Raw genomic sequence first — 26,076 nt, forward strand, 5'->3', positions numbered from 1 at the left:
GCCACCGGGGCTACGCGGGGCTACCGTGGATCCATGAAGACGATTACCCAGCGGGAGTTCCGGAACAACTCCGCCGCGGTGATGGACGCGGTGGAGGCCGGGGAGACCTTCCACATCACCAGGAACGGGGTCGAGGTCGCGGAGCTGCGGCCGGTGTCCGGGCGCCGGCGGCTCACGGCGGAGGAACTGGTGGCGCGGCACGTGAAGCTGCCGCGGGTGGACTACCAGGAGATGCGCAAGGAGGCCGAGGAGTACTTCGGCCCCGAGGAGCTGGTGGGGGACGACGGCGACGACCCGTTCGAGCGGCGGCGTGGCTGAGCGCCGCAGAGCACCCCGGCGGCGGCCCGCCGGAGTGCTGGACACCTGCGTCTACATCGACCTGGCCCTGCTGAACCCCGCCGACCTGCCCGCCGTCCCGGAGCTGACCGCGATCACCTTCGCCGAACTCCAGCAGGGCGTCTCGATGGCCCGCGACCCGGTCAGCCGGGCCGCCCGCCTCGAGGTGCTGGGCGCGGCGATGGCCGACTTCGACCCGCTGCCCTTCGACGCGGCCGCCGCCGCCCGCTACGGGACCCTCGTCACCCTGACCATCGCCGCCGGACGCCAGCCCCGCCCCCGCCGGATCGACCTGATGATCGCCGCCGTCGCCTCCGCCCACGGCCTGCCGCTGTACACCCGCAACGTGGCGGACTTCCGTGGCCTGGGCTCGGCGGTGGAGGTCATCGGACTGTGAGCCCTCGTAGCCCCGGCCGTCAGTCCAGCCGGACCGTCGTTCCGGTGGCCGCCGAGGTGCGGGCCGCCTCCAGGACGGTGAGGGTGGCCACCGCGTCGCGCGGGTCGACCGGGGGCGGGGTGCCGGGAGTGGCCAGGGCGGCGGCGATGCCGGCGTAGTAGGCGGGGTAGTCGCCCGGGTCGGTGGGCAGGGAGATCACGGACTCGTCGGTGCCCAGGGTGCCGTAGCGCTCGGGCAGGTCGGCGCCCCACGGCTGGCTGTCGTCCGGGCGGCGGCCCGACCGCAGCTCGGCCTCCTGAGGATCCATGCCGTGCTTGACGTAGCCGGCGGTGTCGCCGAGCACCCGCAGCCGAGGGCCGATCAGCGGGGTGATGGCGCTGGTCCACAGGTGCGAGCGGGTGCCCGAGGCGTGGGTCAGGGCGAGGAAGGCGTCGTCGTCCACCACCGCGCCGTCGCGCCGCACGTCGACCTCCGCGTACACCGTCTCGACCGGCCCGAACAGGGTGAGCGCCTGGTCGACCAGGTGACTGCCCAGGTCGTACAGGGTGCCGCCGACCTCGGCCGGATCGGCCAGCTCGCGCCAGCCCGGCTTGGGCTTGGGGCGGAAGCGCTCGAAGCGGGACTCGAAGCGGTGCACTCGGCCGAGCGCCCCGCCGCGCACCAGCCGGCTCGCGGTGAGGAAGTCGCCGTCCCAGCGCCGGTTCTGGAACACCGAGAGCAGGATGCCCTTCTCCTCGGCGAGCCGGCACAGCTCCAGCGCCTCGGCGGCGGTGCCGGCCAGCGGCTTGTCCACGACGGTGGCCAGCCCCGCCCGCAGGGCGGCGCGGGCGAGCGGGGCGTGGGTGCGGTTGGGCGAGGCGATGACGACCAGGTCCAGCGCGTCCGGGGCGGCGAGCAGCTGCTCGGGGGTGTCGACCGCGCGGGCGCCGGGGTGCTCCAGTCGCAGCTGCTCGCGGCGCTCCGGGTTGGCGGTGACCACGGCGTCCAGCCGCAGCCCGGGGGTGGTGGCGATGAGCGGGGCGTGGAAGGCGGATCCGGCCAGGCCGTAGCCGATCAGGCCGACGCGCAGCGGGCGGTCGTGCGGGGCGCGGGGGGTCTGCGGGTTCATGCCGCCTACTCAATCACGAGGCGCCCGATTGCTCCCGATTCCCACCGGAGGGTGGTCGGAGGGCCGGCGGAGGGCCGCTGCGTGGCCGCCCGATGGTCGCCCGATGGCCGCCGCGCGCCCGCCCGATGGTCGCCCGATGGCCACGCCGCGCGTCCGCCGCGCGTCCGCCGGGCGCCGGCCGCGCGCCGGCGGCGTTCCGCCCAGCGGGACGTCCTGTCCTCGGTCACCTGCGCGGATTAGGCTGTGCCGGGTCAGGGCCCCACGCAAGACGTTGCAACACTTCGGGAGACACGCACGTGGCAGACCGCAAGCCCATCGAGTCCTGGCTGACCGACATGGACGGTGTCCTCATCCACGAGGGCACGCCGATCCCCGGCGCGGAGGAGTTCCTGCGCAGGCTGCGGGAGTCCGGCAAGCCCTTCCTGGTCCTCACCAACAACTCCATCTACACCCCGCGCGACCTCAGCGCCCGACTGGCCGGGATGGGCCTGGAGGTGCCGGAGGAGTGCATCTGGACCTCCGCCCTGGCCACCGCCAAGTTCCTCAAGAGCCAGCGTCCGAACGGCACCGCGTACGTCATCGGCGAGGCCGGTCTCACCACCGCGCTCTACCAGGCCGGGTACGTGCTGACCGACAACAACCCCGACTACGTGGTCCTCGGCGAGACCCGCACCTACTCCTTCGAGGCGCTCACCAAGGCGATCCGCCTGATCAACGCGGGCGCCCGGTTCATCTGCACCAACCCGGACGAGACGGGCCCCTCCACCGAGGGCGTGCTGCCGGCCACCGGCTCGGTCGCGGCCCTGATCACCAAGGCCACCGGTGTCGACCCGTACTTCGTCGGCAAGCCCAACCCGCTGATGATGCGCGAGGCGCTGAACACCGCCGGCGCCCACTCCGAGACCGCCGTGATGATCGGCGACCGGATGGACACCGACATCGTCGCGGGCATGGAGGCCGGCATGGAGACCGTCCTGGTGCTCACCGGCCTGACCTCCGCCTCCGACGTGGAGCGCTTCCCGTACCGGCCGACCCGGGTGGTCAAGTCGATCGCGGACCTGGTCGAGCTGGTCTAGCCTCTGCGGTGCAGTCGTGAGCCCCGTTCCGGCCGAGCGCCGGGGCGGGGCTCGTCTCGTAGATGTGTCGCAGGGCGGGGAGGCAGGGCACGGATGAGTGCGGCGGGGGAAGCGGCGGGGGAGGCCGCGGTGGTAGCGACGGGGGAAGCGGCGGGGCTCGGGGAGAAGCGGGTCACCTGGGCGGAGCTCTACTTCGACCTGGTCTTCGTCTTCGCGATCACCCAGGTCTCCGGGCTGCTGCACCACCAGCACGACCTCACCGGACTGGTCCGGGCGCTGGTGGTGTTCGTGCCGGTGTACTGGTGCTGGGTCGGCACCACCGTGCAGGCCAACATCCGGGACGTGGACAACCTGCGCGACCGCCTCGGCATCCTGCTGGTCGGGCTGACCGGCCTGTTCATGGCGCTCGCCGTCCCCGGCGCGTACGGCCGCCGGGGCGTGCTGCTCGGCGCCGCGTACTGGTTGGCCCGGGTGGTGCTGCTGCTCCTGCTGGTGCGCATCCCGGGTGTCTGGAGCGGCCCGTACGGGGCGGGCGTGCTGGTCAGCGGGCCGCTGCTGCTGCTCGGCGGACTGCTGCCGGACGGGCCGCGGCTGGCGCTGTGGGCGGCGGCCGCGCTCTGCGACCTGGCCGCGCCGCTGGTGTTCCGGCGGCGGCTCGCGAACGTGGCGTACCACCCGGCGCACATGCCCGAGCGGTTCGCGCTGTTCCTGCTGGTGGCGATCGGCGAGTCGATCGTCGGGATCGGCGGGTCGGCCGCGGTGGCCCGGCTGGACGTGCCCGAACTGGTCGCCGTGGCGGCCGCGTTCACCATCTCGGCCGGGCTGTGGTGGCAGTACTTCGTGTTCGCGGCGGACGCGATGCGGCACGCCGTGGAGGTCGCGGACTCTCGGCGGGACGTGGTCCGGCGGATCTTCCAGTACGGGCACCTGGCGCTGGCCGCCGGGGTGATCGGGGTGGCGGTCGGCTTCGAGGAGACGGTCGCGGACCCGTGGCGGGCGCTCGGCGCCGGGTCGGTGGCGCTGCTGTACGGCGGGTGCGGGCTGTACCTGCTGACCTTCGGGTACACCCGCTGGATGATGTTCCGCCGGGTGTCGACGACCCGGATCGCCGCGGCGGTGGTGGTGCTGGGGCTGCTGCCCGCGATGGTGCGGCTGCCGGCGCTGGTGGTGCTCGTGGTGCTGGCGGTGCTGCTGGTGGTGCTCAACGGGGTGGAGTACGTGCGGGTGGTGCGGGCGGCGCGGGTGGTGCGGACGGCGGGTGCCTCCGCCCCGTTCGTCGTCGAGGCTCCCGTGGAGTGAGTTGTCGGTGGGGCTGTGTAGCGTTCGGGGTGTAAGAGGGCGGGCGGCGCAGCAGCCGCGGTGTGGGAGGTAGATGTCGTGACGGACACGGTCGAGGCGGGCGTGGTCGAGGCCGGCGAGGGCGGCGGGCTCGAGCTGCCCGAGTCCTGGCGCGAGGTGCTGGGCGCCGAGACGGAGAAGCCGTACTTCGCGGAGCTGGCGGCCTTCGTGGCGGCCGAGCGCGCGGAGCACGAGGTGTTCCCGCCGAGCGGCCAGGAGTTCGCGGCGCTGGAGGCCACCCCGTACGAGAAGGTCCGGGTGCTCGTCCTCGGTCAGGACCCGTACCACGACAACGGCCAGGCCCACGGCATGAGCTTCTCGGTGCTGCCCGGGACGAAGACGCCGCCCTCGCTGCGCAACATCTTCAAGGAGCTGGACGCCGACCTCGGCATCCCCGCCCCCGACAACGGCTACCTGATGCACTGGGCCGAGCAGGGCGTGCTGCTGCTCAACGCCGTGCTCACGGTCCGCGCCCACGAGGCCAACTCGCACAAGGCGAAGGGCTGGGAGAAGTTCACCGACGCGGTGATCAAGGCGGTGAGCGCGCGCGAGGAGCCGGTGGTCTTCGTGCTGTGGGGCAACTACGCCAAGAAGAAGCTGCCGCTGATCGACACCGAGAAGCACGTGGTGGTGCAGGGCGCGCACCCGTCGCCGCTGTCCGCCAAGCTGTTCTTCGGCAGCCGCCCGTTCTCGCAGATCAACACGGCGCTGGACGACTTCGGCGGCGAGCCGATCGACTGGCGGGTGCCGGACCTGAAGCAGGGCTGACGGCGGGGCTGACGTCTCGGCGGACGTCTCGGCGGACGTCTCGGCTGACGGCAGGGTGGCCGTGGGCGGACGGGGTCGGATTCCCGTTCGTCCACGGCCACTTGGCGTTCACGGATGGCAGCCGTAGGCCGGGGCCGGTTGTGCTTAGCTGGTGCCGACCGGTCGCCGGACCGGTCCTGGGGCGGGGGCCGGCTTCGGGCGTCGGAGGGGCGGTACGTGCGCGGGGTGGGGCGGGCAGGAACGTTTCGGAACGCGAGGGCTTCCCGGGGGGCGGCGCTGGTCGTCGCAGGGTTGGTGCTGGCGGTGTCCGGCTGCAGCGGTTCGGACGGCGGTGGTTCGAATGGCGGCGGCCCGGGCGGCAGTGGCCCGGGTGGCAGTGGGACTCCCGCGAGCCGTCCGACGGTCGGACCGGTGGTCCTCAACCAGCTTCCCGGGCAGGCCTTCTACGTCTCCGACCAGACCAACGCCGCCCAGCAGGTCGGCGTGCTGCGCAGCCAGGGCCGGTCGGCTGAGGCCGACGCCCTGCTGCGGATCGCCGCTCAGCCGTCCTCCCAGTGGCTCGGCCAGCAGGGCGCCCGGGAGATCGCCGACCAGGTGAGCCGCCGGGCCACCGAGGCGGACCGGACGGCCCTCTTCGTCGCGTACGACATCCCGCACCGGGACTGCGGCCAGTACTCGGCCGGCGGCGCCCCCGACGCGGCCTCCTACCGCTCCTGGATCACCGGCGTCGCCCAGGCCCTCGCCGACCGCAAGGCCTGGGTGGTGGTGGAGCCGGACGCCGTCGCCCACACCCTGGACAGCTGCGGGGTCAAGGGCGACCTGGCCGCCGAGCGGTACGGTCTGCTGTCCTTCGCCGTCCAGGAGTTGAAGAAGCGTCCGAACGTCCGGGTCTACCTGGACGCGGGCAACCCGGGCTGGGCCCAGGACCCGGACGACCTGGCCGCCGCGCTGCGCAAGTCGGGCATCGCCGCGGCCGACGGCTTCGCGGTGAATGTGGCCAACTTCTACCCGACCGACCGGAACGTGGCGTACGGCAACCGGCTCTCCGCCGCCCTGGGCGGGAAGCACTTCGTCATCGACACCAGCCGCAGCGGCAACGGCTCGGCGGGCGCCGACTCCTGGTGCAACCCGCCCGGCCGGGCACTCGGCGAGGCGCCGACCACCGAGACCGGGCGGCCCGGGGTCGACGCCTACCTGTGGATCAAGAACCCGGGGGAGTCGGACGGCGAGTGCGGCCGCGGCGAACCCCCGGCGGGCCAGTTCTGGCTGCCGTACGCGCTCGGGCTGGTGCGGGCGGCGCACTGAGCGGTTGTGTGCTCAGCCGGTGACCTGGACCCGGCGGGCTCAGCCGGTGACCTGGACCCAGCGGGCGACCGACGGGGTGCCGGCGGCGTCCGTCAGGAACAGCATGTACCAGCCGGGCGGCAGCAGGTTCGGGTTGCCCGGCAGGGTGAGCGAGACGCCGTCGGCGGTGCGCCCGGTGATGTCCAGGGCGACCGAGCGCTGCTCGACGTCGGTCACGTGGGTCACCGAACTCGGCCGGATCAGCTTGGCGGTGGTCACCGCGGCGGGCCGGGCGGTGCCGACCCGCAGGGTGCCGCCGAGCTTCGCCGACTCCGGCGCGGCGGTCACCTCCGGGCGGTCGCCGTGGTACAGGTACGGCGGGGTGTAGATCTCGATGCGCTGTTCGAAGCCGCCCGGCTGGGTCTCGGCCTTGTCGGCGAACAGCGGGTTGGAGCCGAGCACGGCGACCCGGCCGTCCGGCAGCAGCAGCGCCTCGGAGTGGTAGTCGCGGCCGACGGTGGGCTCGGCGGCGGTGCTGAAGGTGTTGGAATCCGGGTGGTACACCTGCGCCTTGAGCAGGTCGCTGTCGCCCCGGCCGCGGTAGCCGCTGGAGCCGCCGGTGGTGAACACGGTGTCGTCCGGGAGGATCACGCTGTTGAGGTAGCGGGTGCCGCCGGCCGGCAGGTCCGGGCCCGGGGTGAAGGCGGGCTTGGGTGCGGACAGGTCGACGAGGTCCGTGCGGGCCGTGGACAGCGGCGACTCGCCCACCCCGCCGCCGCCGAGCACCATGACCTTCTGCGCCTGCGCGGGCGGCAGCAGCACCGAGGAGGAGGTCTCGGTCAGGCCCGGGTCGCGCAGCCCGGTGACGGGCTGGAAGGTGTTGTTCGACAGGTCCCAGACGCCGGGCTCGCGGCCCTTGTCGGCGGGGCCGTAGCCCGCGTTGGAACCGGAGTAGAAGAGCTTGCCGCTGGCGGTCAGGAAGATCGACGGGTAGGTCGGGAAGTAGCGGTCGGGGGCCTTGGCCCAGGTCCTGGACTTCGGGTCGTAGACCTCGTTGTCGTTGCCGTTGAGGATCTGCCCGGTGTCGTCCAGGCCGGAGACGGTGATCACCCGGCCGTCGCCCAGCCCGGTCAGCGTCGGGTACCAGCGGGCGTGCGCCATGTCGGTGACCTGCTCGTAGAGCTCGGTGTCCGGGTTGAACTCGAAGGCCGAGCGGATGCCCTGGTAGTCCTGCTTGTCCAGGGTCAGCTTCTCGCTCTGCCCGTACAGGTTGTGGGCGTCGGTGCCGGTCAGGCCCTTGATCCGGTACTGGGCCGGGGAGTTGGTCACGTAGTCCGGGCCCTCGCCGACCGCCTCGACGAACACGTGCTGCTCGCCCGCGGTGACGACGGTCTGCTTGCCGGCGCCGGTCTTGGTCGCGGCGGGCACGGTCACCGGGACGGTGCTGGCGTACTCGCGGCCGTTGGGGGCGACGAAGACGGTGCCCTTGGGGAAGGTGCGGTCGCGGTCCGGGCTCTCGTTGCGCACCCGCATCACGCCGGCCGCCTTCTTCACCGCCCCGTCCAGCTTCTCGTACCGCTGGGTCCCGCCGGCCACCAACACCCGCCCGTCCGGGAGGGAGGTGTGACCTCCGCAGAACATGTCGGCGGGGGTGGGTATCAGTTTGTAGGAGTTCTTCGCCGGGTCCCAGAGCAGGCTCTTGAAAGTGCCCGCGTTGAACTGCTTCTCGTCGTTGCCGGAACCGGCCACGACGAGCACCTTGCCGGTGCGCAGCAGGGTGGCGTGGACGGCGTTGACCCGGAACTCGGCGGGCAGCGTCAGGGTCTGCCAGTGGCCGTACTGCGCCTTGTACTCGGGGCGGTTGATCACGTACTGGTGGTACTGGGCGCCGGCGAAGCCGAGGACGGCCGGGGCGTTCATCCCGGCGACGGTCAGCGCGACGGTGCTGCCGAGGGCGAGGCGCCTGGTGCGGCCGGTCTTGTGGATCTTCACGGTGGTGGTGCTCCCCTCGGGAGGTGGGCGGGACTGGCTCAGCGGCGGGACTGGCTCAGTGGATGGGCGTGGCGCTCTCGGCGTGGTCGGGCGGTGCGGCCGTCAGGCGGAGCTGCAGCGTCGGGCTGTCGAGCGTGGTTGTGTTGGCGCCTGTGGCGCCTGTGGTGGCCGCGGTGGCGGTGGCGGTGGCGGTGGTGCTGGCGCGGGCGTGGCGCGGGTGGCGCTTCGACAGGACGACCCTCGGGGGAGCCGACGGACCGTCGGTCACGGTGAGGGTGGCGGTGGGCCGGGTACGGCGGCGGCGGACGGCGTCGCCGGCCGAGATCAGCAGCGGCAGCACGGTCAGGGCCAGGGCGATGCAGGCCCAGGTGCGCATCGCGACGTGGTCGTACCCGGTGTGGAAGGAGGCTGCGACCGCGCCGCCGAACACCAGTGCCCAGAACAGGTGGTAGCGGAAGGTGCCGAGCCGGTCGGCACTGGCCGAGCGGCCCTTGGGCGTCACCACGAAGCGGCTGCGCGCCCGCAACATTGCCTGGAGCAGCGAGGCCGCGTAGACCGGGCCGCAGAGCGCCGACATCACCATGCCCGCGACTCCGGAGGAGCCGGCCGGCTCGTGCGGGCTCACGTTGTGCTTGCGGTTCCAGGTGTAGAGCAGGAGTTGGAGCGCGGCGGCGTCGCTGTAGAGCATCATCCAGATCTCCGAGGAGACGTGGACGCCCGAGGCGCCGAAGCCCAGGTAGAGCACGCTGGACACACCGCCGAGCAGCCAGGTGAGCGCCGCCATCGGGTAGAAGCCCACCATCAGCGAGTAGTTGAGCAGCCGGCCGGGTGACAGCCGCCACATGACCCGCCAGTACTGGGTGAGCAGGGTCTCGTAGGTGCCCCGGCTCCAGCGCAGTTGCTGGGAGAAGAAGTCGGTCCAGGAGGACGGGCCTTCGCCCACCGCGAGCACGTCCGGGGTGTACACGGACTTCCAGCGCTCTCCGGTCTCCGGGTTCCGGCTCCGGTGGAACTCCAGGCCGGTCGCCATGTCCTCGGTGATGGAGTCGTACAGCCCACCGATCGCCTGGAGCGCACGGATTCTGACGGCGTTGTTGGTCCCGACGAACATCGGTGCGCCGTAACGGTTTCCGGCGCGCTGGATGAGGGCGTGGAAGAGGTACTGCTGGCTCTCGGAGAATTTGGTGACGGCCGAGCCCGAGCTGCGGTAGTTCCCGTACACCTGGGGGCCGACCACGAATGCCACGTCAGGGTCGCGGAAGTAGCCGAGCATGCGCTCGCAGAAGTCGGGAAGCGGGGCGTGGTCGGTGTCGACGGACACCCAGAAGTCGTAGTCGTCGCCGTGGGCCTGGAGCCAGGCGTTGTAGTTGCCGTGCTTGGTCCCGGCGCGGAACCGCCCCTTCGGCTGGTTCCAGTGCGGGCGGCCGGAGCGGCTGAAGTGGCGGACGCCCAGCTCGGTGCACAGGGCCCGCATTGCAGGATCGTTTCCCTCGTCCAGCAGCCAGACGTCGTACGGACCGTCGTGCCGGACTGCGCGGGCTGCCACCAGCGTGGCCCGGACCATCTCCGGCGGCTCCTTGCCCGGCACGCAGGTGGTGAGGAACGCGACCCGGGTACCGGACTCCGGCGTCACCGGTATCGGATCGCGGGCCACCAGGGTGGCGTGGGTGTTGGAGACGACGTTGACCAGCCGGAACACCTCGACCACGGCGATGATCCCGATCATCACCTTGTCGCCGAGCAGCACCAGGAGGTTGGTCTCGTCGGGACGCTCCGGCCAGTGCTCCGGCAACAGCAGCCAGACCAGCAGGATCGCCTCCACCAGTGGGGCGGCCACCAGCAGCAGGGCGGCCCGGATCCGGTGCGGCTCGTGGCGCAGCAGGCTGCGGTACTGGACGCGGTAGGGGGCGGCCGGCTCCGCCTCCGCCTCCGGCCCCGGCTCCGCTCCTTCGGCGGACTCCCGGACTTTGCCCGGTTCCCGCCGGTAGACCCCGCCGCCGAGCTCCCGGTCCTCGTCCGGATCGACCGCCGGGCCGGCCAGGCGGCTGAAGTGGACGTAGTCGTACGGGGCTTCGGGTACTGGAACGGCGCGCAGCGCGACCTCGTCGAGCTGCCCGGTGCCGCCTCGGCGGCCGTCTCGGGCGTGGTGGTCGTGCTCGCGATTGCTGTGATGGTCGCGGTGATGGTCTCGATCGCGGCCGCGGTGGTCGTGGTCGCGGTCGTGGCCCTGGTGGGCCGGTCCGGCGTCCTTTCGTCGCGAGGACGGCGTGGTCATGTCGTGCTCCCCCCGGAGTGTTGCGACGTGCTGTGCTCGGCGTTGCTCGCCTCGCCTCAAAGCCGCCGGGATGGAACACGGCCCGGTGAACTGCGGTCCGTCCCCGTCCCACAGTTTCCGGGCTGTCCAACACGCTCTCCGGCACCGGGAATCCGATGAGGGATCCCGGAGGCACAGAGTGTGTGCGACCGGTTCAGTTGAGGGCCTGTGCGGTGGCTTCGATTGCAGGATCCCGGCGCACTGTCCAGCTTCCCCTCCGGGTGCGACGGGATCCTTGGCTTGCTCAACTCTCCCGGAGCGTCACGCTGATCGCAACAGCTCCGCGCAACGATCACCGCTCAAGCGTGAAGATAGTACGGTTCCTGGCCACTCTGGATGGTGATGGTGCTAATGCACCGGAATTCGGCAGGGTGGTGGATGGCCCTTGCCGGGGGCGGCATGTGAACGGTCTGACCACTGACGGGAGTTGTGCTCGGAAGCGATCCGGCCGGTTGAGCCGGGGCGGTACGAGTCGGAGCGGACTCGGAAACGGACCGGTGCGGGGTCAGCGGTTTGCGGTTTGCGGTGGGCGATGGGCGGTGGGCGGCGGGTGGTCAGCGTGGTGGCAGCAGGGTCGCGCCGGTGGCGGCCCGAACTTCGGCGAGGCTCACGCCCGGAGCCGTCTCCACCAGGCGCAGTCCCTCCGGGGTCACGTCGACGACCGCCAGATCGGTGACGATCCGGTCCACGACCCGCCTGCCGGTGGCGGGAAGCGAGAGCTCCCGGACGATCTTCGGCGAGCCGTCCCGGGCGGTGTGCTCCATCACCACGATCAGCCGACGGGCGCCGTGCACCAGGTCCATCGCGCCGCCCATGCCCTTGACCATCCTGCCGGGGATCATCCAGTTCGCCAGGTCCCCGGCGGACGACACCTGCATCGCGCCCAGCACCGAGACGTCGATCCGACCGGCCCGCACCATGCCGAAGGAGAAGGCGGAGTCGAAGTACGAGGCCCCGGGCACCACCGTCACCGTCTCCTTGCCCGCATTGATGAGATCGGCGTGCTCGGCACCCTCCACCGGGTACGGACCCACGCCGAGGACTCCGTTCTCCGAGTGCAGCACCACCCGGACGCCCGGCGGGAGGTGGTTGGGAATCAGGGTGGGCAGACCGATGCCCAGGTTCACGTACTGCCCGTCGCGCAACTCCCGGGCTGCGCGGGCGGCCAGGGCGTTGCGCGCGACCAGGGCGTTGCGCGGGTCGAGCGGGGTGGTGGTGGTCGCGTTCGTGGTGGTCGTGGTCGGCACGGTTCAGGCCTCCTGGAGGGCGGGGCGGACGGTCCGGCGTTCGATGCGGCGGTCCTCGGGATCGGCGGCCACGACCCGGTCGACGTACACCCCCGGCAGGTGCACCGCGTCCGGAGCCAGCTTGCCGGGCTCGACGATCCGGTCCGCCTCGACCAGGGTGATCCGCCCCGCCGTCGCGCAGAGCGGGTTGAAGTTGCGGGCGGCCGCGTGGAACACGCAGTTGCCGTGCCGGTCCGCCACCTCCGCCCGGACCAGCGCGAAGTCCGCGGTGATCGCCTCCTCCAGCAGGTACCGGCGGCCGGCGAACTCCCGCACCTCCTTGGGTGGTGAGGCCAGCGCGACCGAGCCGTCCGCCGCGTAGCGCCAGGGCAGCCCGCCCTCCTCGACCTGGGTGCCGACCCCGGCCGGGGTGAAGAACGCCGGGATGCCGGCGCCGCCGGCCCGCAGCCGCTCGGCCAGCGTGCCCTGCGGGGTCAGTTCCACCTCCAGCTCCCCGGCGAGGTACTGCCGGGCGAACTCCTTGTTCTCGCCGACGTACGAGGAGGTCATCCGGGCGATCCGGCCTGCTCGCAGCAACAGGCCCAGCCCCCAGCCGTCCACCCCGCAGTTGTTCGACACCACGCGCAGACCAGTGGTGCCGGCGGTCACCAGCGCGCCGATCAGGGTGCTCGGGATGCCGCAGAGGCCGAAGCCGCCGACGGCCAGCACCGCGCCGTCGGGAATGTCCCCGACGGCGGCGTCGGGGGAGTCCAGGACCTTGTCCAAGGGATCACCTCATGGGGTGTGGGAGGGGAAGGGATCGCGGCGCCCGGGGGCTGCGCATACGGTTGCGGGTGGCGGTTGCGGGTGGCGGTTGCGGGCGGGTAGGGCGTGGCGCGGCGGGTGACCGTAGCGCTGCCGGGGGCGGGGCGCCGGGTCCGATGCCGGGCTGGGAGCCGGGAGCTGGGAGCTGGGAGCCGGGAGCCGGGAGCCCGAAGCCGGGAGCCCGGGGCCGTGCCCACCGGGTGCTGCGCCCCTCCCACGGTCTCCGGGCGCGGGGCGCCGCAGCCATGGCGACCACCGCCATGGACGGGCGCCGCCCCGTGTCGGCGGGCCACATCCGGACGCCCGGAGCGCGCTGTCGAGCCGACGGTGTGTCGAACGAAGCCACATCGCGGCGGGCCGCTACGGCGACCGGGCACATGTCGCCGGTCCCACCGCACACCTACGGTTCCGGCATCCACCCCTCCGCACCCCCAGGAGTCGGTCACCATGCGCAGCACCACAGTCCCCACCAGGACCGCCTCCGGCGCCCACCCGGGCGAGGCCCTGACCGGTGGCCCGGCCCAGAAGCTCGCAGCCGTCGCGGTGTGCGTCCTGCTCGCCGCAGGCTGCGCCAAGGCCGGTACCGCCGGGACTGCCGAGGGAGGCGGCGGTGCGAAGGCCCCGGTCAAGGTCGGCCTGGTGTACTCCAAGACCGGCCCGCTCGCCGCCTACGGCAAGCAGTACCTGGACGGCTTCAAGGCCGGCCTGAGCTATGCGACCAAGGGCACCGGCGAGGTCGACGGGCACAAAGTCGAGTTCGAGGAACAGGACGATGCGGGCGATCCGGCGAAGGCGGTGTCCGCCGCCAAGGACCTGATCGGCAAGGGCTACAAGGTCCTGGCCGGCTCCACCGCCTCCGGTGTCGCCCTTCAGGTCGGCCCGATCGCGGCCCAGAACAAGGTGGTCTTCATCAGCGGCCCGGCCGCCGCCGACAAGGTCACCGGCTTGAACAAGTACACCTTCCGTTCCGGCCGCCAGTCCTACCAGGACATCAGGACGGCTGCCTCGTTCATCGGTGACGCCAAGGGTAAGAAGGTCACCGTGCTCGCTCAGGACAACGCCTTCGGGCAGGCCAACGTGGCCGCCGTGAAGGCCGTGCTCGGCGCCCAGGGTGCGACGGTGGAGCAGGTGCTCGCCCCGCCGAGCGCCACCGACCTCACCCCCTTCGCCACCCAGGCCAAGACCGCCAAGCCCGACCTGCTGTTCGTCGCCTGGGCCGGCGACACCGCGTCGGCCCTGTGGACGGCGCTCAACCAGCAGGACGTGTTCACCGACACCAAGGTCGCCACCGGCCTGGACCTGGCCGCCTCCTACCCGCTGTTCGGCCCGGCCGGTGAGAAGATCTCCTTCCTGAACCACTACTTCGACGGCGCTGCCGGCACCCCGGTGGAGAAGGCCATGACGGAGGCCGTCACCGTCGGGGGCGGCAAGACCGACATCTTCACTCCGGACGGCTTCACCGCCGCCCAGATGATCGTGCACGCCATCGAGGCCAACCAAGGCTCGGCGGATGACACTTCGGCGCTGGTCAAGGCCCTGGAAGGCTGGAGCTTCGACGGGGTCAAGGGCCGGACCACGGTGCGCGCCGAGGACCACGCCCTCCTCCAGCCGATGTTCCAGGTCCGGCTGACCGGCACCGGGGCCGCCGCTAAGCCCTCGGTGGAGAAGACCCTGACCGCCGACCAGGTGGCGCCCCCGGTCACCCCGATGGCGGGTTAATCCCGATGCCCGCTCCGGCTTTCTCCACGCCTCCGGCCGCCGCTCTTCTTTCCTCCTCTCCGGTGCTGCGGCTGGACGGACTCTGCTGGTCCGTACGCGGTGTGCCGATCGTCGAGGACGTCTCCTTCTCGGTCGGCGAAGGCGAGTTCATCGCCTTCATCGGGCCCAACGGCGCCGGCAAGACCTCTCTCTTCAACCTGATCTCCGGCATCTACCCGGCGACCCACGGCAGCCTCCACCTCGACGGCGCGGACATCACCACCGAGGCCGCGCACGCCCGGGCGCGCCGCGGGCTCGGCCGGACCTTTCAGACCTCCTCCCTCTGGCCGGGGATGACCGTCGCCGATCATGTCCGGCTGGCGGCCCAGGCAGCAGCCGGACCTCGAGCCTCGTACCGCCTCTGGCGCCGCGCCGACCGCTACCCGGAGCAGGTGGCCGACACCCTCCACCGCACCGAACTCACCCACCGCGCCGACACCCTGGCCGGAGCGCTCTCGCACGGCGAGAAGCGCAAGCTGGAACTCGCCGTCCTGCTCGTCTCCGACCCGAGGCTGATCCTGCTCGACGAGCCGATGGCCGGTGTCAGCGCGGAGGAGGTGCCGGCCCTCACCGAACTGATCCGTTCCGTGCACCGTGAGCTCGGCCGGACCGTCCTGATGGTCGAGCACCACATGGACGTCCTGCTCGGCCTGGCCGACCGCCTGGCGGTGATGTACCACGGCACCCTGCTCGCCCTGGACACCCCCGAGGCCGTGGTGGTCGATCCGACCGTGCAACAGGCCTACCTGGGTGAGGCGTTGTGACCTCCTCTCCGCATTCCTCGACGCATCCGTCCTCCTCCGGCCAGTCGTTCGCTGTGCAGTCCTCCTTTGTGCCGTCCTCCTCCGTCCAGTCGTCCTCCGTCCAGTCGTCCTCCTCGTGTTCGTCCGCTGCCGAACCCCTCCTTTCCGTCCGCGACCTGCGGGTGGTCATCGACGGGCTGCACATCCTGCACGGCGTCGACTTCGACGTGGCCCCCGCCGGAGTCACCGCACTGCTGGGCCGCAACGGCGCCGGCAAGACCACCACCGTGAAGGCCGTCATGGGCCTGGTGCCGCGCACCGGGAGCATTCGGCTTTCCGGTGCTGAGATTTCCTCCCTCCCCACGCATCTGGTCGTCCGTCATGGAATCGGCTACGCGCCCGAGGATCGCGGGATCTTCGCCCGCCTGACGGTCGCCGAGAACCTTCGCCTCGCCGAGCGCGGAGCTCCGGGCGGAGCCGAGGGGAGCGAGCCGAACTACTCGCTCGTCCACGAGCTCTTCCCTGAACTCAAGGAGCGCTCCGGACAGTTGGCCGGGACTCTCTCCGGGGGCCAGCAGCAGATGGTGGCGATCGGCCGGACGCTGCTCAACCAGAACCGGCTGATCATCGCCGACGAGCCCACCAAGGGCCTGGCGCCGAAGATCGTCTCGGAGGTGGCCGAGGTGCTGGCGCGAGCGGCCGAGGCCGTGCCCGTTCTCCTGGTCGAGCAGAACCTCGCGCTGGTCCGCCGGTTGGCGGGCACCTGTGCCGTTCTGGCCGATGGCCGGACCGCCCACCAGGGCGACACCGCCGAGCTGTTGGCCGACGAGGAGGCGGCCCGCCGCCTGCTCGGCGTCGGCTCCCGTCACCCGCTCGCCGGCGGACTCCGGTCCGCCGCCACCCCGGCCACCCCTGTCGTCACCGCGGAGGTGAAGCCCTGATGGACACCGTCGTTCTCCTTTCCTGTACTGGTCTCGGACTCGGTGCGCTGTACTTCCTGGTCGCCTCCGGTCTCTCGTTGATCTTCGGTCTGATGGACGTGCTCAACTTCGCGCACGGCGCCCTGCTCTCCATCGGCTCCTATGCGACCTGGTGGGCCGGCACGGAGGCCGGCTTCTCCTTCTGGCTCGCGGTGCCGTTCGGCACCCTGGTGGGGACTGCCGCCGCCGTCCTGCTCGAGCTCTTCCTGATCCGGCCGCTCTACAGCCGCCCACGCGACCAGATCCTCGCCACCGTCGGGGTCGGTCTCGCCGTACCCGCCCTGCTCATGGGGATCTGGGGCGCGGACGCCCGCCCCTTCCCCCAGCCGGCCCTGCTGGCCGGCACCTGGCACGTGCTCGGTGCGACCGTCCCGGTCAACCGCTTCGTGCTGGTGGCCGCCGCCGGGCTGTTGCTGCTCACTCTTCGGTTGTTCCTCGCCCGCACCCGCTACGGGCTGATCGTCCGGGCCGGCGTCGAGGACCGTGCGATGGTCACGGCGCTCGGCATCGACGTCCGGAGGGCGTTCACCCTCGTCTTCGCCCTCGGCGGGGCGGCCGCCGCTCTGGGCGGCGCCCTCGGCGGCCTCTACTTCGGTTCGGTCAATCCCGGTCAGGGGACCAGCCTGCTCATCTTCGCCTTCGTCGTCGTGGTGATGGGTGGCATGGGCTCCGTGACCGGAGCCGCCGTCGCCTCGGTGGGCGTCGGCCTCGTCCAGCAGTTCGCCAACTACTACACCGGCGCCGGGCTCGGCGACCTCTCGGTCGTCGTCCTGCTCGCCGTGCTGCTTCTCGTCCGACCCCGTGGACTCACCGGGAGGCTCGCGTGAGCGCCGAAACTCCGACCACGAGCACCGGTGGCCCCGCGGTCGCCCGCAGCGCCGCCACCTCGGCAGGGGGGACTGACACCAGCCCTGCCGTGACCGCCATGCCAGCAGAGGGGACTGACACCAGCTCCGCCGACACCGCCACTATGGCAAGGGGGACTGACACCAGCCTTGCCGGAACCCATTGTGAACACACGGACGAGCCTGGCGCCATCCCTCGAACAGGTGATTCAGTCACTAATCGCTGGACACTGATGCACGCAGCGCTACGCTGGTGGCCGATCGCCCTGCTGATCACGCTCCTTGTCGCCCCATACAGTGCGCTTCCCGTCCCGGGACTGCTCGACGGCCCGCTCGGCAGCTCCGGAAGTCTTCAACTCATCGCCCTGTGCCTGCTCTACGGGGCCCTCGCCACCGGCTACGACCTCCTGCTCGGTCGTACCGGACTGCTCTCCTTCGGCCACGCGCTCTACTTCGCCACCGGCCTCTACGCCACCGATCTGGGCATGCTCGAGCTGCGACTCCCGTTCGCCGCCGCCGCGGCGTTCGGCGTCGCCTGCACCGTGCTGCTGGCCGTGCTGCTCGGCTCGGTGAGCCTGCGCGTCACCGGCATCGGCTTCTCCATGGTCACCCTCGCCTTCGCCCAGGCCGGCGCGATCCTGGTCCAGCGCAACCCCGGTGGTGTCACCGGCGGCGAGGAGGGCCGCTCCGCCCCGGCCGACCTGCTGCCGTCCGGCCTGCTCGGGATCGAGAACACCGCCAACCTCTACTGGGTCGCCGTCGGTTACCTGCTGCTGACGGTCGCCGCGGTCCACTGGGCCGTCAACTCCCCGGCCGGCCGGGTCTGGGAGGGCATCAAGGAGAACGAGCGCCGGGTGGCGGTGCTCGGACTGCGTCCCTACGGCTACAAGTTGGTCGCCTTCGTACTGTCCGGCGCGCTCGCCGGGCTGGGGGGAGTGGTCTACCTGCTGCTCACCGGCGGGGCCACCCCGCAGGCTGCCGGCTCGGACACCACGCTCGCACTGCTGGTCATGGTGGTCCTCGGAGGCTCCGGCACCCGTTGGGGGCCGCTGCTCGGCGGCGTGCTCTACACCTGGGCCGACCACCGGCTCGGCGACCTCGCCAACTCGAGCGCCGTCGCGGACCTGCCCGCAGTGCTGCGCGTGCCGCTCTCCCAACCCCTGTTCCTGCTGGGTGCCCTGTTCGTCGCCGTGGTCTACCTGCTCCCCGGCGGCCTGGCCGGACTTCCCGCCCGCATCCGCGCCTCCCGATCCGCCCGCTCGGTCCGAACACTTGTCGGCGTGCCCGCCGGCCGTCCCACCGGAGGTAATCCCGCGTGAGCCAGTCGCCCCTGCAGCACGAGGAGTTGACCGTCCCCGTACCCGGCGGGGACCTGGCCGTCCTGCGATGGCCCGCCGGCCGACCGGGGGCTCCGACGGTCGTGGCGGTGCACGGCATCACCGCCAACGGCCTCGCGTGGTACGAGGTTGCCCGCCGGCTCGCCGGACGGGTCACCCTGCTCGCGCCCGATCTGAGAGGTCGCAGCGCCAGCCGCTCGGTCGCCGGACCGTACGGGCTGGCCCGGCATGCCGACGACGTGGCCGCGCTGATCACCGCCCTCGGCATGGGGCCCGTCGTGGTCGCCGGTCACTCGATGGGGGCCTGGGTCACCGCCCTGACCGCCGTCCGGCATCCCGAACTCGTCCGCCGGGTGGTGCTGGTGGACGGGGCGCTGACTTTCCCGCTCCCGGAGGGCGTTCGCGAGGAGGACGCCCTGGCCGCGGTGCTCGGTCCCGCGCTGGCCCGACTGTCGATGACCTTCCCGGATCGCGCCGCCTACCGGGAGTTCTGGCAGCGACACCCGGCCTTCGACGGCCAATGGTCGGACGGGGTCGACGCCTACACCCAGCGCGACCTCGTCGGTGCCGAGCCCGAACTGCGCTCCTCCTGCGTGCTGGAGGCCGTCCGGATCGACGGTGCTCAGGTCATGCTGGACCGGGAGGCGGCCGAAGCCGTGCACCGGCTGCCCTGCCCGGCCGAACTGCTCTGGGCGGAGCGCGGCCTGCTCGACGAGCCGCAGGGCCTCTACGACCACCAACGGATCGGGTTGTCCGGGCTTGACCGGGAACGGGTGCCGGCCTCGCTCGTGCCGGGCACCAACCACTACTCCATCCTCTGGGGCCAGGCGGGAGCCGACCGCATCGTCAGCCGGCTGCTCGAGGACGTTCCCGCCGCCGGCTGACGGCCCCGGTCCGGAACGACAGGACACCGGAAGAACGGGACACCGGAGGAAACGGGGCGCCGGAACGCCGGAGCCACGGAACGACGACGGCCGGCGGGGTGTTCGCACCCCGCCGGCCGTACCGGCTCGGCTGCTTCCGGCTCAGCCGCCGCCAGAGCGGGTCAGCCCGCCGCGCCGAGGAAACCCTCCCAGCCGCCCGCCGGCGCCTGACCGACGTTGAGCGTGCGCAGCTTGCGCAGGGTCGACTGGTCCTGCACCTCCAGCCATTCGACCAGCTGCCGGAAGGAGACCAGCCGGACCTCGGGCTTGCCCGCGATGGCCTTGAGGGTCTCCTCGACGGCGTCCATGTAGATGCCGCCGTTCCACTGCTCGAAGTGGTTGCCGATGAAGAACGGCGCACGATTGCTGTTGTAGGCGCGCTCGAACCCGGCCAGGTAGGAGTTGGTGGCCTGGGTGCGCCAGTCGCCGTACTTGGACGGGTCGCCCTTGGTGCTGCCGTTGGACTGGTTGGCCAGGATGTTGTAGTCCATCGACAGGACCTGGAAGGTGTGCCCGGGGAAGGGGATGGACTGCAGCGGGAAGTCCCAGATCTTGCCGTCCTGGACCTTCTGCGGCCATATCTGGAGGCCGCCCGCGGAGCTGGCGTCGTACTTCCAGCCCAGCTTGGCGATGGTCGGCAGCAGCGCCTTCTGGCCCTCCAGGCACGGGGTGCGGCCCCCGATGAGCTCCTTCTTGTAGTCGAAGGGGAGCGGGTCGACGTCGGTGAACCCGGTGTTGGTCCGCCACTGGGTGACGAAGCCGATCGCCTGGTCGATCTCGCTCTGCCAGTCGTCCGGGGTCCACATGTTGACCCCGTTCTTGTCCGGGCGGCTGGAGCAGAAGTGTCCGTTGAAGTGGGTGCCGATCTCGTGCCCGGCGAGCCAGGCCTGGCTGACCAGCTTGAGGGTGCTCTTGACCGCGCCGTCCGAGAGGTAGGGGATGTCGGAGGCACCGACGGAGTGCTTCGGCGGGTGGTAGAGCTGGGACTTGCCCTTGGGCAGGGCGTAGATGCCGGAGAGGAAGAAGGTCATCGTGGCCTTGTACTGCTCCGCCAGCTTGAGGAAGCGGGGGAACTGGCCGTCGTCGGTGCCGCCCGCGCCGTCCCAGGAGAACACCACGAACTGCGGCGGGCGCTCGCCCGGCTTGAGCTTCTCGGGTTTGGGCTGGTTCGGCTGCGGGCCGGTGTCCGCGTTGGAGCCGTCGCCGATCGGGGTGCCCTTGGGCACCACGGCCTGGGTCGGGTCGGTGGTGCCGCTCTGGCCGGGGTTCGCGGTGCTGCCGGAGGAAGTCGAGGCGGAGTCGTTCCCCGAACCGGATCCGTTGCTGGAACAGGCAGCGACCGCACCGAGGGCTGCGGTCGCGGCGGTCGCACTGAGCACCGTCCTGCGCGAGATGCTGGTCATGGTCTCCCCTGGGTGCCGACCGCCGGTGGTGAGGGCGGCCCGGGCCGCACCGGTCAAATCGGGCAATTGATGTATTTTCCGCCGTTAGCATTTCATGTCGCCTTAGCGGCTTCCAAGGCCGCGGGGCTCCGACGACAGTCAACACGCCGGGGGCGCCCGCCTGGGCTGCAGGGATTCGTCGTCTGTTGCGGTCTTGTGACGCTTCGCAGTGCGCACCGTCAGGGGAGTACGGTACCGCCGCCCTGCCCGGGCCGGTCAGAGTTCGTCAGCGCTCAGTACTGGTCGTCGCGCGTAAGGGAATTGTGCTCCTGACAGTCTTCCGTGGCCGGAAGGCGCCGGCCCGTCGGGACCGGTCAGAGCGTGGCCAGCCGCCGGTTGCGGCGCACTATTCGGGCGATCGCGGTGCTGATGGCGGTGGCCGCCGCGCAGGAGACCGCCAGACTCAGCCAGGCGGTGTTGAACCAGTGGCTGTTCAGCCAGCCCAGCGTCACGATGTAGGCGGCCCAGACCAGCGCCGCCAGTGCCGACCAGTGCAGGAAGCGGTGCGGATGGGCGGGAGAGTGGCCGATGGCCAGGTCCAGGACGGTTCGCCCGGCCGGCACGAACCGCGCGATCACCACCATCGCGGCCGCCCCGCCGTGCGGGCGCTCGACCAGTGACTGCTGGACCCTGGCCACGCTGGCCGCCAGTTTCGGGCGCCGGGCGAGTCGGCGCTGCAGCGCCGGGGCACCGCGCCGGGCGAGGTGGAGTAGCAGGAGGTCGCCCAGGAAGGAGGCCGTCGCCACGCCCAGGCCGAGCAGCACCGGGGCGCCGTTGATCTGTGCGGTCTTGAGAACGGCCAGGATGACCAGGGTCCCGCTCGGGATGAAGGGGAGTAGGGCGTCGCCGAGTACGGCGAAGAGCGCAAGGGCGCAGATCCACGAGGATCCGATCGCCGCCACGAAATTCAAGGCCTTACTCCCTCCACGCCGCCCTGGGGGAGCAGGTGGCTGCTGGGGTCAACGCTAGCGCCCCGACTTTTCATGCCATGAAGCACCCCGGTGTGCAGGGGATCACGGAGGGCGGCAGCAGCTCACGGCCCCCGCGGCGGGGCACGGCCGGCTCCCGAGCGGAGGCGCGGATCTGGCCCGGCGGCGCGCCTCGGTGGTGCGCCCGGACGGCGTGCCCCGACGGCGTGCCCGGGCCAAGATCGTCGCCGGACGCCACCGGCAGAGGCGGGCCGGTCGCGGGGCTCGTCGGGCAGGGACCGGAGGGGCAGGGCCGGGTCCGCCGGAAACGGAACGAGCCCCCGGGGCGGGGTGCCGCGCCGAGGGCTCGCAGGGACGTTCGGCGCTGGTCCAGCCCGACGACCTTGCTGGTAGAACGCGGATCCGCTCGGTGGTCCGCTTCTGATCATCACCCTGCCCGAAGTCGACCACCGATCGCGAGCGCTCAGGCTGGCGACTTCCGACCCTGGCGTGAAGTCGCCATCTGCTCCGGCTTGCTGGCTCTCCGTCATCCGAACGGTCGGTCGGCCCGCTCGCACGAACCGGTCGGTCCGCAATCCGGGCCGCAACCTGGCCCCCGACCCGGACCGCAACCCGGACCGCAATCCCGCCCGCACCCGGATCGCACCCGGATCAAGCAGCCGGCCCGGGAACAGCGGGCCCGCGACCGTGGTTGACCCCCGTCGGCAGCAGCGACCGCCGGGCCGTCCGAGACCCGCGCGGCCGCCCACGACGGCCGGCTCGGAGGAGAGCCGGACCAAGGACAGCCAGGAGGGCGGACGGCATGACCACCGAGGACCAGCAGGAGCACCGGGCCGGACCGGGGACCGGTGAGGCGATCCGGGGCACCGCCCGCGGCACGGCACCCGCTCCGCTCTCGATCCTCGACCTGGCCACCGTCGGCGTCGGCTACACGCCCAGCCAGGCCCTGGCCGCCACCACCGAGCTGGCCCGCCGGGCCGAACAGTGGGGGTACCACCGCTTCTGGGTGGCGGAGCACCACGGCATGCCCGGCGTGGCCAGCTCGACCCCGGCCGTCCTGCTCGCCCACCTCGGGGCCAACACCACCACGCTGCGGCTCGGTTCGGGCGGCGTCATGCTCCCCAACCACGCCCCGCTGGCCATCGCAGAGCAGTTCGGCCTGCTGGAGGCCCTGCACCCCGGCCGGATCGACCTCGGGCTCGGCCGCGCCCCCGGCACCGACCCGGCCACCACCCGCGCGCTGCGCCGCGGCGTCACCGAGGGCGCGGACGACTTTCCGCTGCAGCTCTCCGAGCTGACCCACTTCCTCGACGGGGACTTCCCCTCCGGCCACCCGTACGAGCGGCTGACCGCCGTTCCCAAGGGCGAGGGCCGTCCGCCGGTCTGGCTGCTCGGCTCCTCCGGCTTCAGCGCCCAGCTGGCCGGCCGCCTCGGCCTGCCGTTCGCCTTCGCCCACCACTTCAGCAGTGCCAATACCATCCCGGCGCTGGACCTGTACCGGACGTCCTTCCGCCCCTCCGCCGTGCTCAGCGAGCCGTACGCGCTGATCGGCGTGAGCGCCGTCGCCGCCGACGACGAGACCGCCGCCCGCCGCCTCGCCCGCTCCGCGGCCCTCGGCATGCTCCGGCTCCGGCGCGGCAACCCCGGCCCGATCCCCACTCCGGAGGAGGCCGAGGAGTACCCGTACAGCCCGGTCGAGGCGGACTTCATCGACAGCTGGCTCGACAACGTGGTGCTGGGCGCCCCGGGCCAGGTCGCCGACGGCCTGGAGGCGCTGCGCAAGCGGACCGGCGTGGACGAGCTGATGGTCACCTCGCACATCCACGGCCACGAGGCCCGGTTCCGCTCCTACGGCCTGATCGCCGAGGCGTACGGCCTGACGGCGACCACCTGAACTCCCTCCCGGACAGCCCTGCCCGGGAGGGGCCGCACCGAACCCGGCGGGGCCGCACCGAATTCGGCCGGGCGGCCCGGTTCGCCTGTCCTTCCCCGCCCCGTCGGCCTAGCGGCCGCTCGGGGTGGGGCGGCGCTCCCGGAGTATCGCCGCGACGAGCTCGGCTTCGCCGGGGCGGGCGAAGTACCAGCCCTGGGCGGTGTCGCAGCCGGTCAGCCGGAGCCGCTCGGCCTGGGCGGCGCTCTCGATGCCCTCGGCGGTGACGGTCAGGCCGAGGGTGTGGGCCAGTTGCACCATCGCGCCGACGATCTGCTCGTCCGCGTCGCTGCGGCGGGAGCGGTGCTCCGGGTGGACCGGGCGCTCCGCCGGCACCGAAGAGACGGCCGAAGAGGCGGCCGAAGACGCCGCCGGGGCCGCGGTCGGTGCGGGGTCGCGGAAGCCCTCGATGAACGTTCCGTCGAGCTTCAGGACGTGCACCGGCAGCCGGGAGAGGTACGCCAGGTTGGAGTAGCCGGTGCCGAAGTCGTCGATCGCGATCCGCACGCCCATGTCGGCGAGCGCCTGCAGGGCCTGCAGCGGGCGGCCGCCGGGGCCGAGCAGGGCGCTCTCGGTGATCTCCAGCTGCAGCAGCCGGGCCGGCAGGCCGGTGCGTTCGAGGGCCCGGGCGACGTCGGCCACCACGTCGGAGTCCCAGATCTGGCGGGCTGCCAGGTTGACGCTCACGAAGGTCTCGGTGTCCGGGAACTCGGTGAGCCACTGCCGGGCTTGGCGGCAGGACTCCTCCAGCACCCACTTGCCGAGCGGCACGATGGCGCCGGACTCCTCGGCGAGCGGGATGAAGCGGTCGGGGGAGAGCGTCCCGTAGCGGGGGTGGCGCCAGCGGACCAAGGCCTCCGCGCCGTGCACCGTGCCGTCGGCCAGACCGACCAGCGGCTGGTACTCGATGGTGAACTCACCGCGCTCCAGGGCCGGCCGCAGCGCGGTGGCGAGCAGCTGGCGGGTGAGCTGGTGGGCACCGCGGTCCGGGTCGTAGAGGGTCCACCGGGCACGGCCGTCGGCCTTGGACCAGTAGAGCGTCGCGTCGGCGTCCTTGACCAGGTCGGTCGGGGTGGTCTCGTGCACCGACCGCTCGACCACGCCGACGCTGGCGGTGACCACCAGCCGGTGCCCGGCGACGTCGAAGGGACGTTCCAGCACCTCCAGGATCCGTCCGGCCAGCGCGGTGAGCTGCTCGCTGCCCTGGCTGTCGGTGACCAGGACGGCGAACTCGTCGCCGCCCATCCGGGCCACCAGGTGGGCGTCCCGTTCGGACAGCCCGTGCCGCAGCCGGGCGGCGACGGCGATCAGCAGCTGGTCGCCGATGTGGTGGCCGAGGGTCTCGTTGATCGCCGCGAAGCCGTCGAGGTCCAGGTAGCAGACACCCACCCGTCGTCCCTCCGCCGCCACCGGTCGGCCGGAGCCCCCGGAGCTCCCAGACCCCCCGGAGCCCTCGCGGTCGTCGCTGCCCGGAAGGCAGGCGGCGTCGAGCCGTTCGAAGAAGGAGGTGCGGTTGGGCAGCCGGGTCAGCGGATCGTGCAGCGCCTGGTACTCCAGGCGGTCGCCGAGCCGGCGCTGCTCGGTGATGTCCTCGACCAGCGCGAGGGTGTAGAGCGGCTGCCCGGCGGGGTCCCGGATCAGCGAGACGGTCACCTTGCTCCAGACCGTGTGGCCCTCGCGGTGCTTGAGCTGCTTCTCCACGCGGAACCGTTCCCGCTTGCCGTGGACGAGCTCGCTGAAGAGCCGGTGCGGCATGCCCTCCGGGTCGATGATCTCGTGCAGGTGGGTGCGGACCAGTTCACCGACGCCGCAGCCGATCAGGGCGGCGAAGGCGGGGTTGACCTCGATGATCCGGTCCTCGGGATCGATCAGGGCCATGCCGATGACGGCATCGCAGAAGGCGGCGCGCAGCCGGGACTCGCTGGCCCGGAGCGCCGCCAGCAGCCGGTCGCCGGCGTTGGCGTCGCCGTCCACACCGGCGGCCTCGCCGGCGCCCGGGTGGGTACCGGCGGTCAACGGGGCCGAGCAGGTCGGGCAGAGCAGCACCGCCGGACCCTCCAGGGTGCCGCAGGCCGTGGCCGGGGAGGCCGCCTGGGAGGAGGAAGGGGAGGCGGTGGCCGATGCGGTAAGGCCCGCCGGATCGAGGACCGGCGCGGCGAGGTGGCGGTGGTGTGACGATTCCTTGTGCCGCACGCCTGGGTGGTGTGCGTCGGCCCCCTCGTTCTGGCCCGGCACGGCATGCTCCCGTCCGCTGCTGACACTTGACGATGGTCCGCCTGGCCGGTCGGGATTCCGGCGGCCGGCTCCGCACCCTGTCGGGGTCCTAGGGTCGGTCCGCTGCGGGACGTCCGCCGTGGGGCGCTGTCGCGCGGGGACCCGGGTGGAGAACAGGGCGCTTCGGCCGATCATAGGCCGCGATGACAACGCGCGGTGACCGCCGCGAGGGTGATTCGCACCGTTTGTGATCATGCATGGCGGAACGTTCAGACGCCTTCGGTGCACATCACATGAGGTGCGCCGGGAGC

General features: G+C 72.1%; 21 protein-coding genes. 13 read left to right on the top strand and 8 right to left on the bottom strand.

What is annotated here, in order from left to right; translation table 11 throughout:
* Positions 1–33 precede the first annotated feature (33 nt).
* The gene (locus ACWCYO_RS23185) at positions 34–318 is read left to right on the top strand and encodes a type II toxin-antitoxin system Phd/YefM family antitoxin (RefSeq protein ID WP_270146765.1); all 285 of its coding nucleotides are present in this window, start codon (positions 34–36) and stop codon (positions 316–318) included.
* Positions 311–733, top strand: a complete 423-nt coding sequence (locus ACWCYO_RS23190; RefSeq protein ID WP_033355086.1) for a type II toxin-antitoxin system VapC family toxin — start codon at positions 311–313, stop codon at positions 731–733. Before ACWCYO_RS23185 ends, ACWCYO_RS23190 begins: the two co-directional genes overlap by 8 nt.
* Before the next feature lie 19 nt (positions 734–752).
* On the opposite strand, the gene ACWCYO_RS23195 is transcribed toward ACWCYO_RS23190, so the two are convergent.
* The gene (locus ACWCYO_RS23195) at positions 753–1,841 is read right to left on the bottom strand and encodes a Gfo/Idh/MocA family oxidoreductase (RefSeq protein WP_449785269.1); all 1,089 of its coding nucleotides are present in this window, start codon (positions 1,839–1,841) and stop codon (positions 753–755) included.
* A gap of 296 nt (positions 1,842–2,137) precedes the next feature.
* Between ACWCYO_RS23195 and ACWCYO_RS23200 the strand changes: the two genes are divergently transcribed.
* The 4 genes from ACWCYO_RS23200 (at position 2,138) to ACWCYO_RS23215 (ending at position 6,328) form a co-directional block, all read left to right on the top strand.
* On the top strand, positions 2,138–2,917 hold the full coding sequence (locus tag ACWCYO_RS23200; RefSeq protein ID WP_270146767.1) for an HAD-IIA family hydrolase: 780 nt from the start codon (positions 2,138–2,140) through the stop codon (positions 2,915–2,917).
* Positions 2,918–3,010: 93 nt separating this feature from the next.
* Positions 3,011–4,216 carry a low temperature requirement protein A gene (locus ACWCYO_RS23205; RefSeq protein ID WP_270146768.1) on the top strand — a complete coding sequence of 402 codons (1,206 nt, stop codon included), beginning with the start codon at positions 3,011–3,013 and terminating at the stop codon, positions 4,214–4,216.
* A gap of 78 nt (positions 4,217–4,294) precedes the next feature.
* The gene (locus ACWCYO_RS23210; protein ID WP_270146769.1) at positions 4,295–5,023 is read left to right on the top strand and encodes a uracil-DNA glycosylase; all 729 of its coding nucleotides are present in this window, start codon (positions 4,295–4,297) and stop codon (positions 5,021–5,023) included.
* 411 nt (positions 5,024–5,434) lie between these two features.
* Positions 5,435–6,328, top strand: coding sequence for a glycoside hydrolase family 6 protein (locus ACWCYO_RS23215; RefSeq protein ID WP_449785270.1), 894 nt, complete (start codon positions 5,435–5,437; stop codon positions 6,326–6,328).
* Positions 6,329–6,367: 39 nt separating this feature from the next.
* Here the strand turns inward: ACWCYO_RS23215 and ACWCYO_RS23220 are convergent, their stop codons facing one another.
* The 4 genes from ACWCYO_RS23220 to ACWCYO_RS23235 all read right to left on the bottom strand — a co-directional run bounded on the left by ACWCYO_RS23220 (position 6,368) and on the right by ACWCYO_RS23235 (position 12,625).
* Positions 6,368–8,299, bottom strand: a complete 1,932-nt coding sequence (locus ACWCYO_RS23220; RefSeq protein WP_449785271.1) for a galactose oxidase-like domain-containing protein — start codon at positions 8,297–8,299, stop codon at positions 6,368–6,370.
* A gap of 55 nt (positions 8,300–8,354) precedes the next feature.
* Positions 8,355–10,574 (bottom strand): glycosyltransferase family 2 protein, encoded by a 2,220-nt coding sequence (locus ACWCYO_RS23225; protein ID WP_449785272.1) that lies wholly within the window; start codon positions 10,572–10,574, stop codon positions 8,355–8,357.
* A 593-nt stretch (positions 10,575–11,167) separates the two neighbouring features.
* Positions 11,168–11,800: a 3-oxoacid CoA-transferase subunit B gene (locus tag ACWCYO_RS23230; RefSeq protein WP_270151239.1), complete on the bottom strand. Its 633-nt coding sequence runs from the start codon at positions 11,798–11,800 to the stop codon at positions 11,168–11,170.
* Positions 11,801–11,863: 63 nt separating this feature from the next.
* Entirely contained in the window at positions 11,864–12,625 is a 762-nt protein-coding gene (locus ACWCYO_RS23235) for a CoA transferase subunit A (RefSeq protein ID WP_270146772.1), read from the bottom strand.
* A 486-nt stretch (positions 12,626–13,111) separates the two neighbouring features.
* Here ACWCYO_RS23235 and ACWCYO_RS23240 point away from each other — a divergent pair, with 486 nt between their 5' ends.
* From ACWCYO_RS23240 to ACWCYO_RS23265, 6 genes are all read left to right on the top strand, one after another.
* A complete protein-coding gene (locus tag ACWCYO_RS23240; RefSeq protein ID WP_449785273.1) occupies positions 13,112–14,383 on the top strand; it encodes a substrate-binding domain-containing protein in 1,272 nt (423 codons plus the stop codon).
* 5 nt (positions 14,384–14,388) lie between these two features.
* On the top strand, positions 14,389–15,186 hold the full coding sequence (locus tag ACWCYO_RS23245; RefSeq protein WP_270146775.1) for an ABC transporter ATP-binding protein: 798 nt from the start codon (positions 14,389–14,391) through the stop codon (positions 15,184–15,186).
* A 155-nt stretch (positions 15,187–15,341) separates the two neighbouring features.
* Positions 15,342–16,106 (top strand): ABC transporter ATP-binding protein, encoded by a 765-nt coding sequence (locus ACWCYO_RS23250; RefSeq protein ID WP_270151241.1) that lies wholly within the window; start codon positions 15,342–15,344, stop codon positions 16,104–16,106.
* Positions 16,106–16,972 (top strand): branched-chain amino acid ABC transporter permease, encoded by an 867-nt coding sequence (locus ACWCYO_RS23255; RefSeq protein ID WP_449785274.1) that lies wholly within the window; start codon positions 16,106–16,108, stop codon positions 16,970–16,972. Before ACWCYO_RS23250 ends, ACWCYO_RS23255 begins: the two co-directional genes overlap by 1 nt.
* 251 nt (positions 16,973–17,223) lie before the next feature.
* Positions 17,224–18,309: a branched-chain amino acid ABC transporter permease gene (locus ACWCYO_RS23260; RefSeq protein ID WP_270146777.1), complete on the top strand. Its 1,086-nt coding sequence runs from the start codon at positions 17,224–17,226 to the stop codon at positions 18,307–18,309.
* Complete coding sequence (locus ACWCYO_RS23265) at positions 18,306–19,211, top strand: alpha/beta fold hydrolase (protein ID WP_449785275.1); 906 nt, start codon at positions 18,306–18,308, stop codon at positions 19,209–19,211. The genes ACWCYO_RS23260 and ACWCYO_RS23265 overlap by 4 nt, the downstream gene beginning before the upstream one ends.
* A gap of 161 nt (positions 19,212–19,372) precedes the next feature.
* Here the strand turns inward: ACWCYO_RS23265 and ACWCYO_RS23270 are convergent, their stop codons facing one another.
* Positions 19,373–20,653: a hypothetical protein gene (locus ACWCYO_RS23270; protein WP_449785287.1), complete on the bottom strand. Its 1,281-nt coding sequence runs from the start codon at positions 20,651–20,653 to the stop codon at positions 19,373–19,375.
* A 353-nt stretch (positions 20,654–21,006) separates the two neighbouring features.
* Complete coding sequence (locus ACWCYO_RS23275; protein WP_270151244.1) at positions 21,007–21,594, bottom strand: DedA family protein; 588 nt, start codon at positions 21,592–21,594, stop codon at positions 21,007–21,009.
* A gap of 829 nt (positions 21,595–22,423) precedes the next feature.
* On the opposite strand from ACWCYO_RS23275, the gene ACWCYO_RS23280 reads away from it, so the two are divergent.
* Entirely contained in the window at positions 22,424–23,515 is a 1,092-nt protein-coding gene (locus ACWCYO_RS23280) for an LLM class flavin-dependent oxidoreductase (protein ID WP_270146779.1), read from the top strand.
* Between the two features lie 108 nt (positions 23,516–23,623).
* Here the strand turns inward: ACWCYO_RS23280 and ACWCYO_RS23285 are convergent, their stop codons facing one another.
* Positions 23,624–25,744 carry a putative bifunctional diguanylate cyclase/phosphodiesterase gene (locus tag ACWCYO_RS23285; protein ID WP_449785276.1) on the bottom strand — a complete coding sequence of 707 codons (2,121 nt, stop codon included), beginning with the start codon at positions 25,742–25,744 and terminating at the stop codon, positions 23,624–23,626.
* Between the last annotated feature and the right edge of the window lie 332 nt (positions 25,745–26,076).

The sequence above is a fragment of the Kitasatospora sp. NPDC001683 genome, from assembly GCF_053596495.1.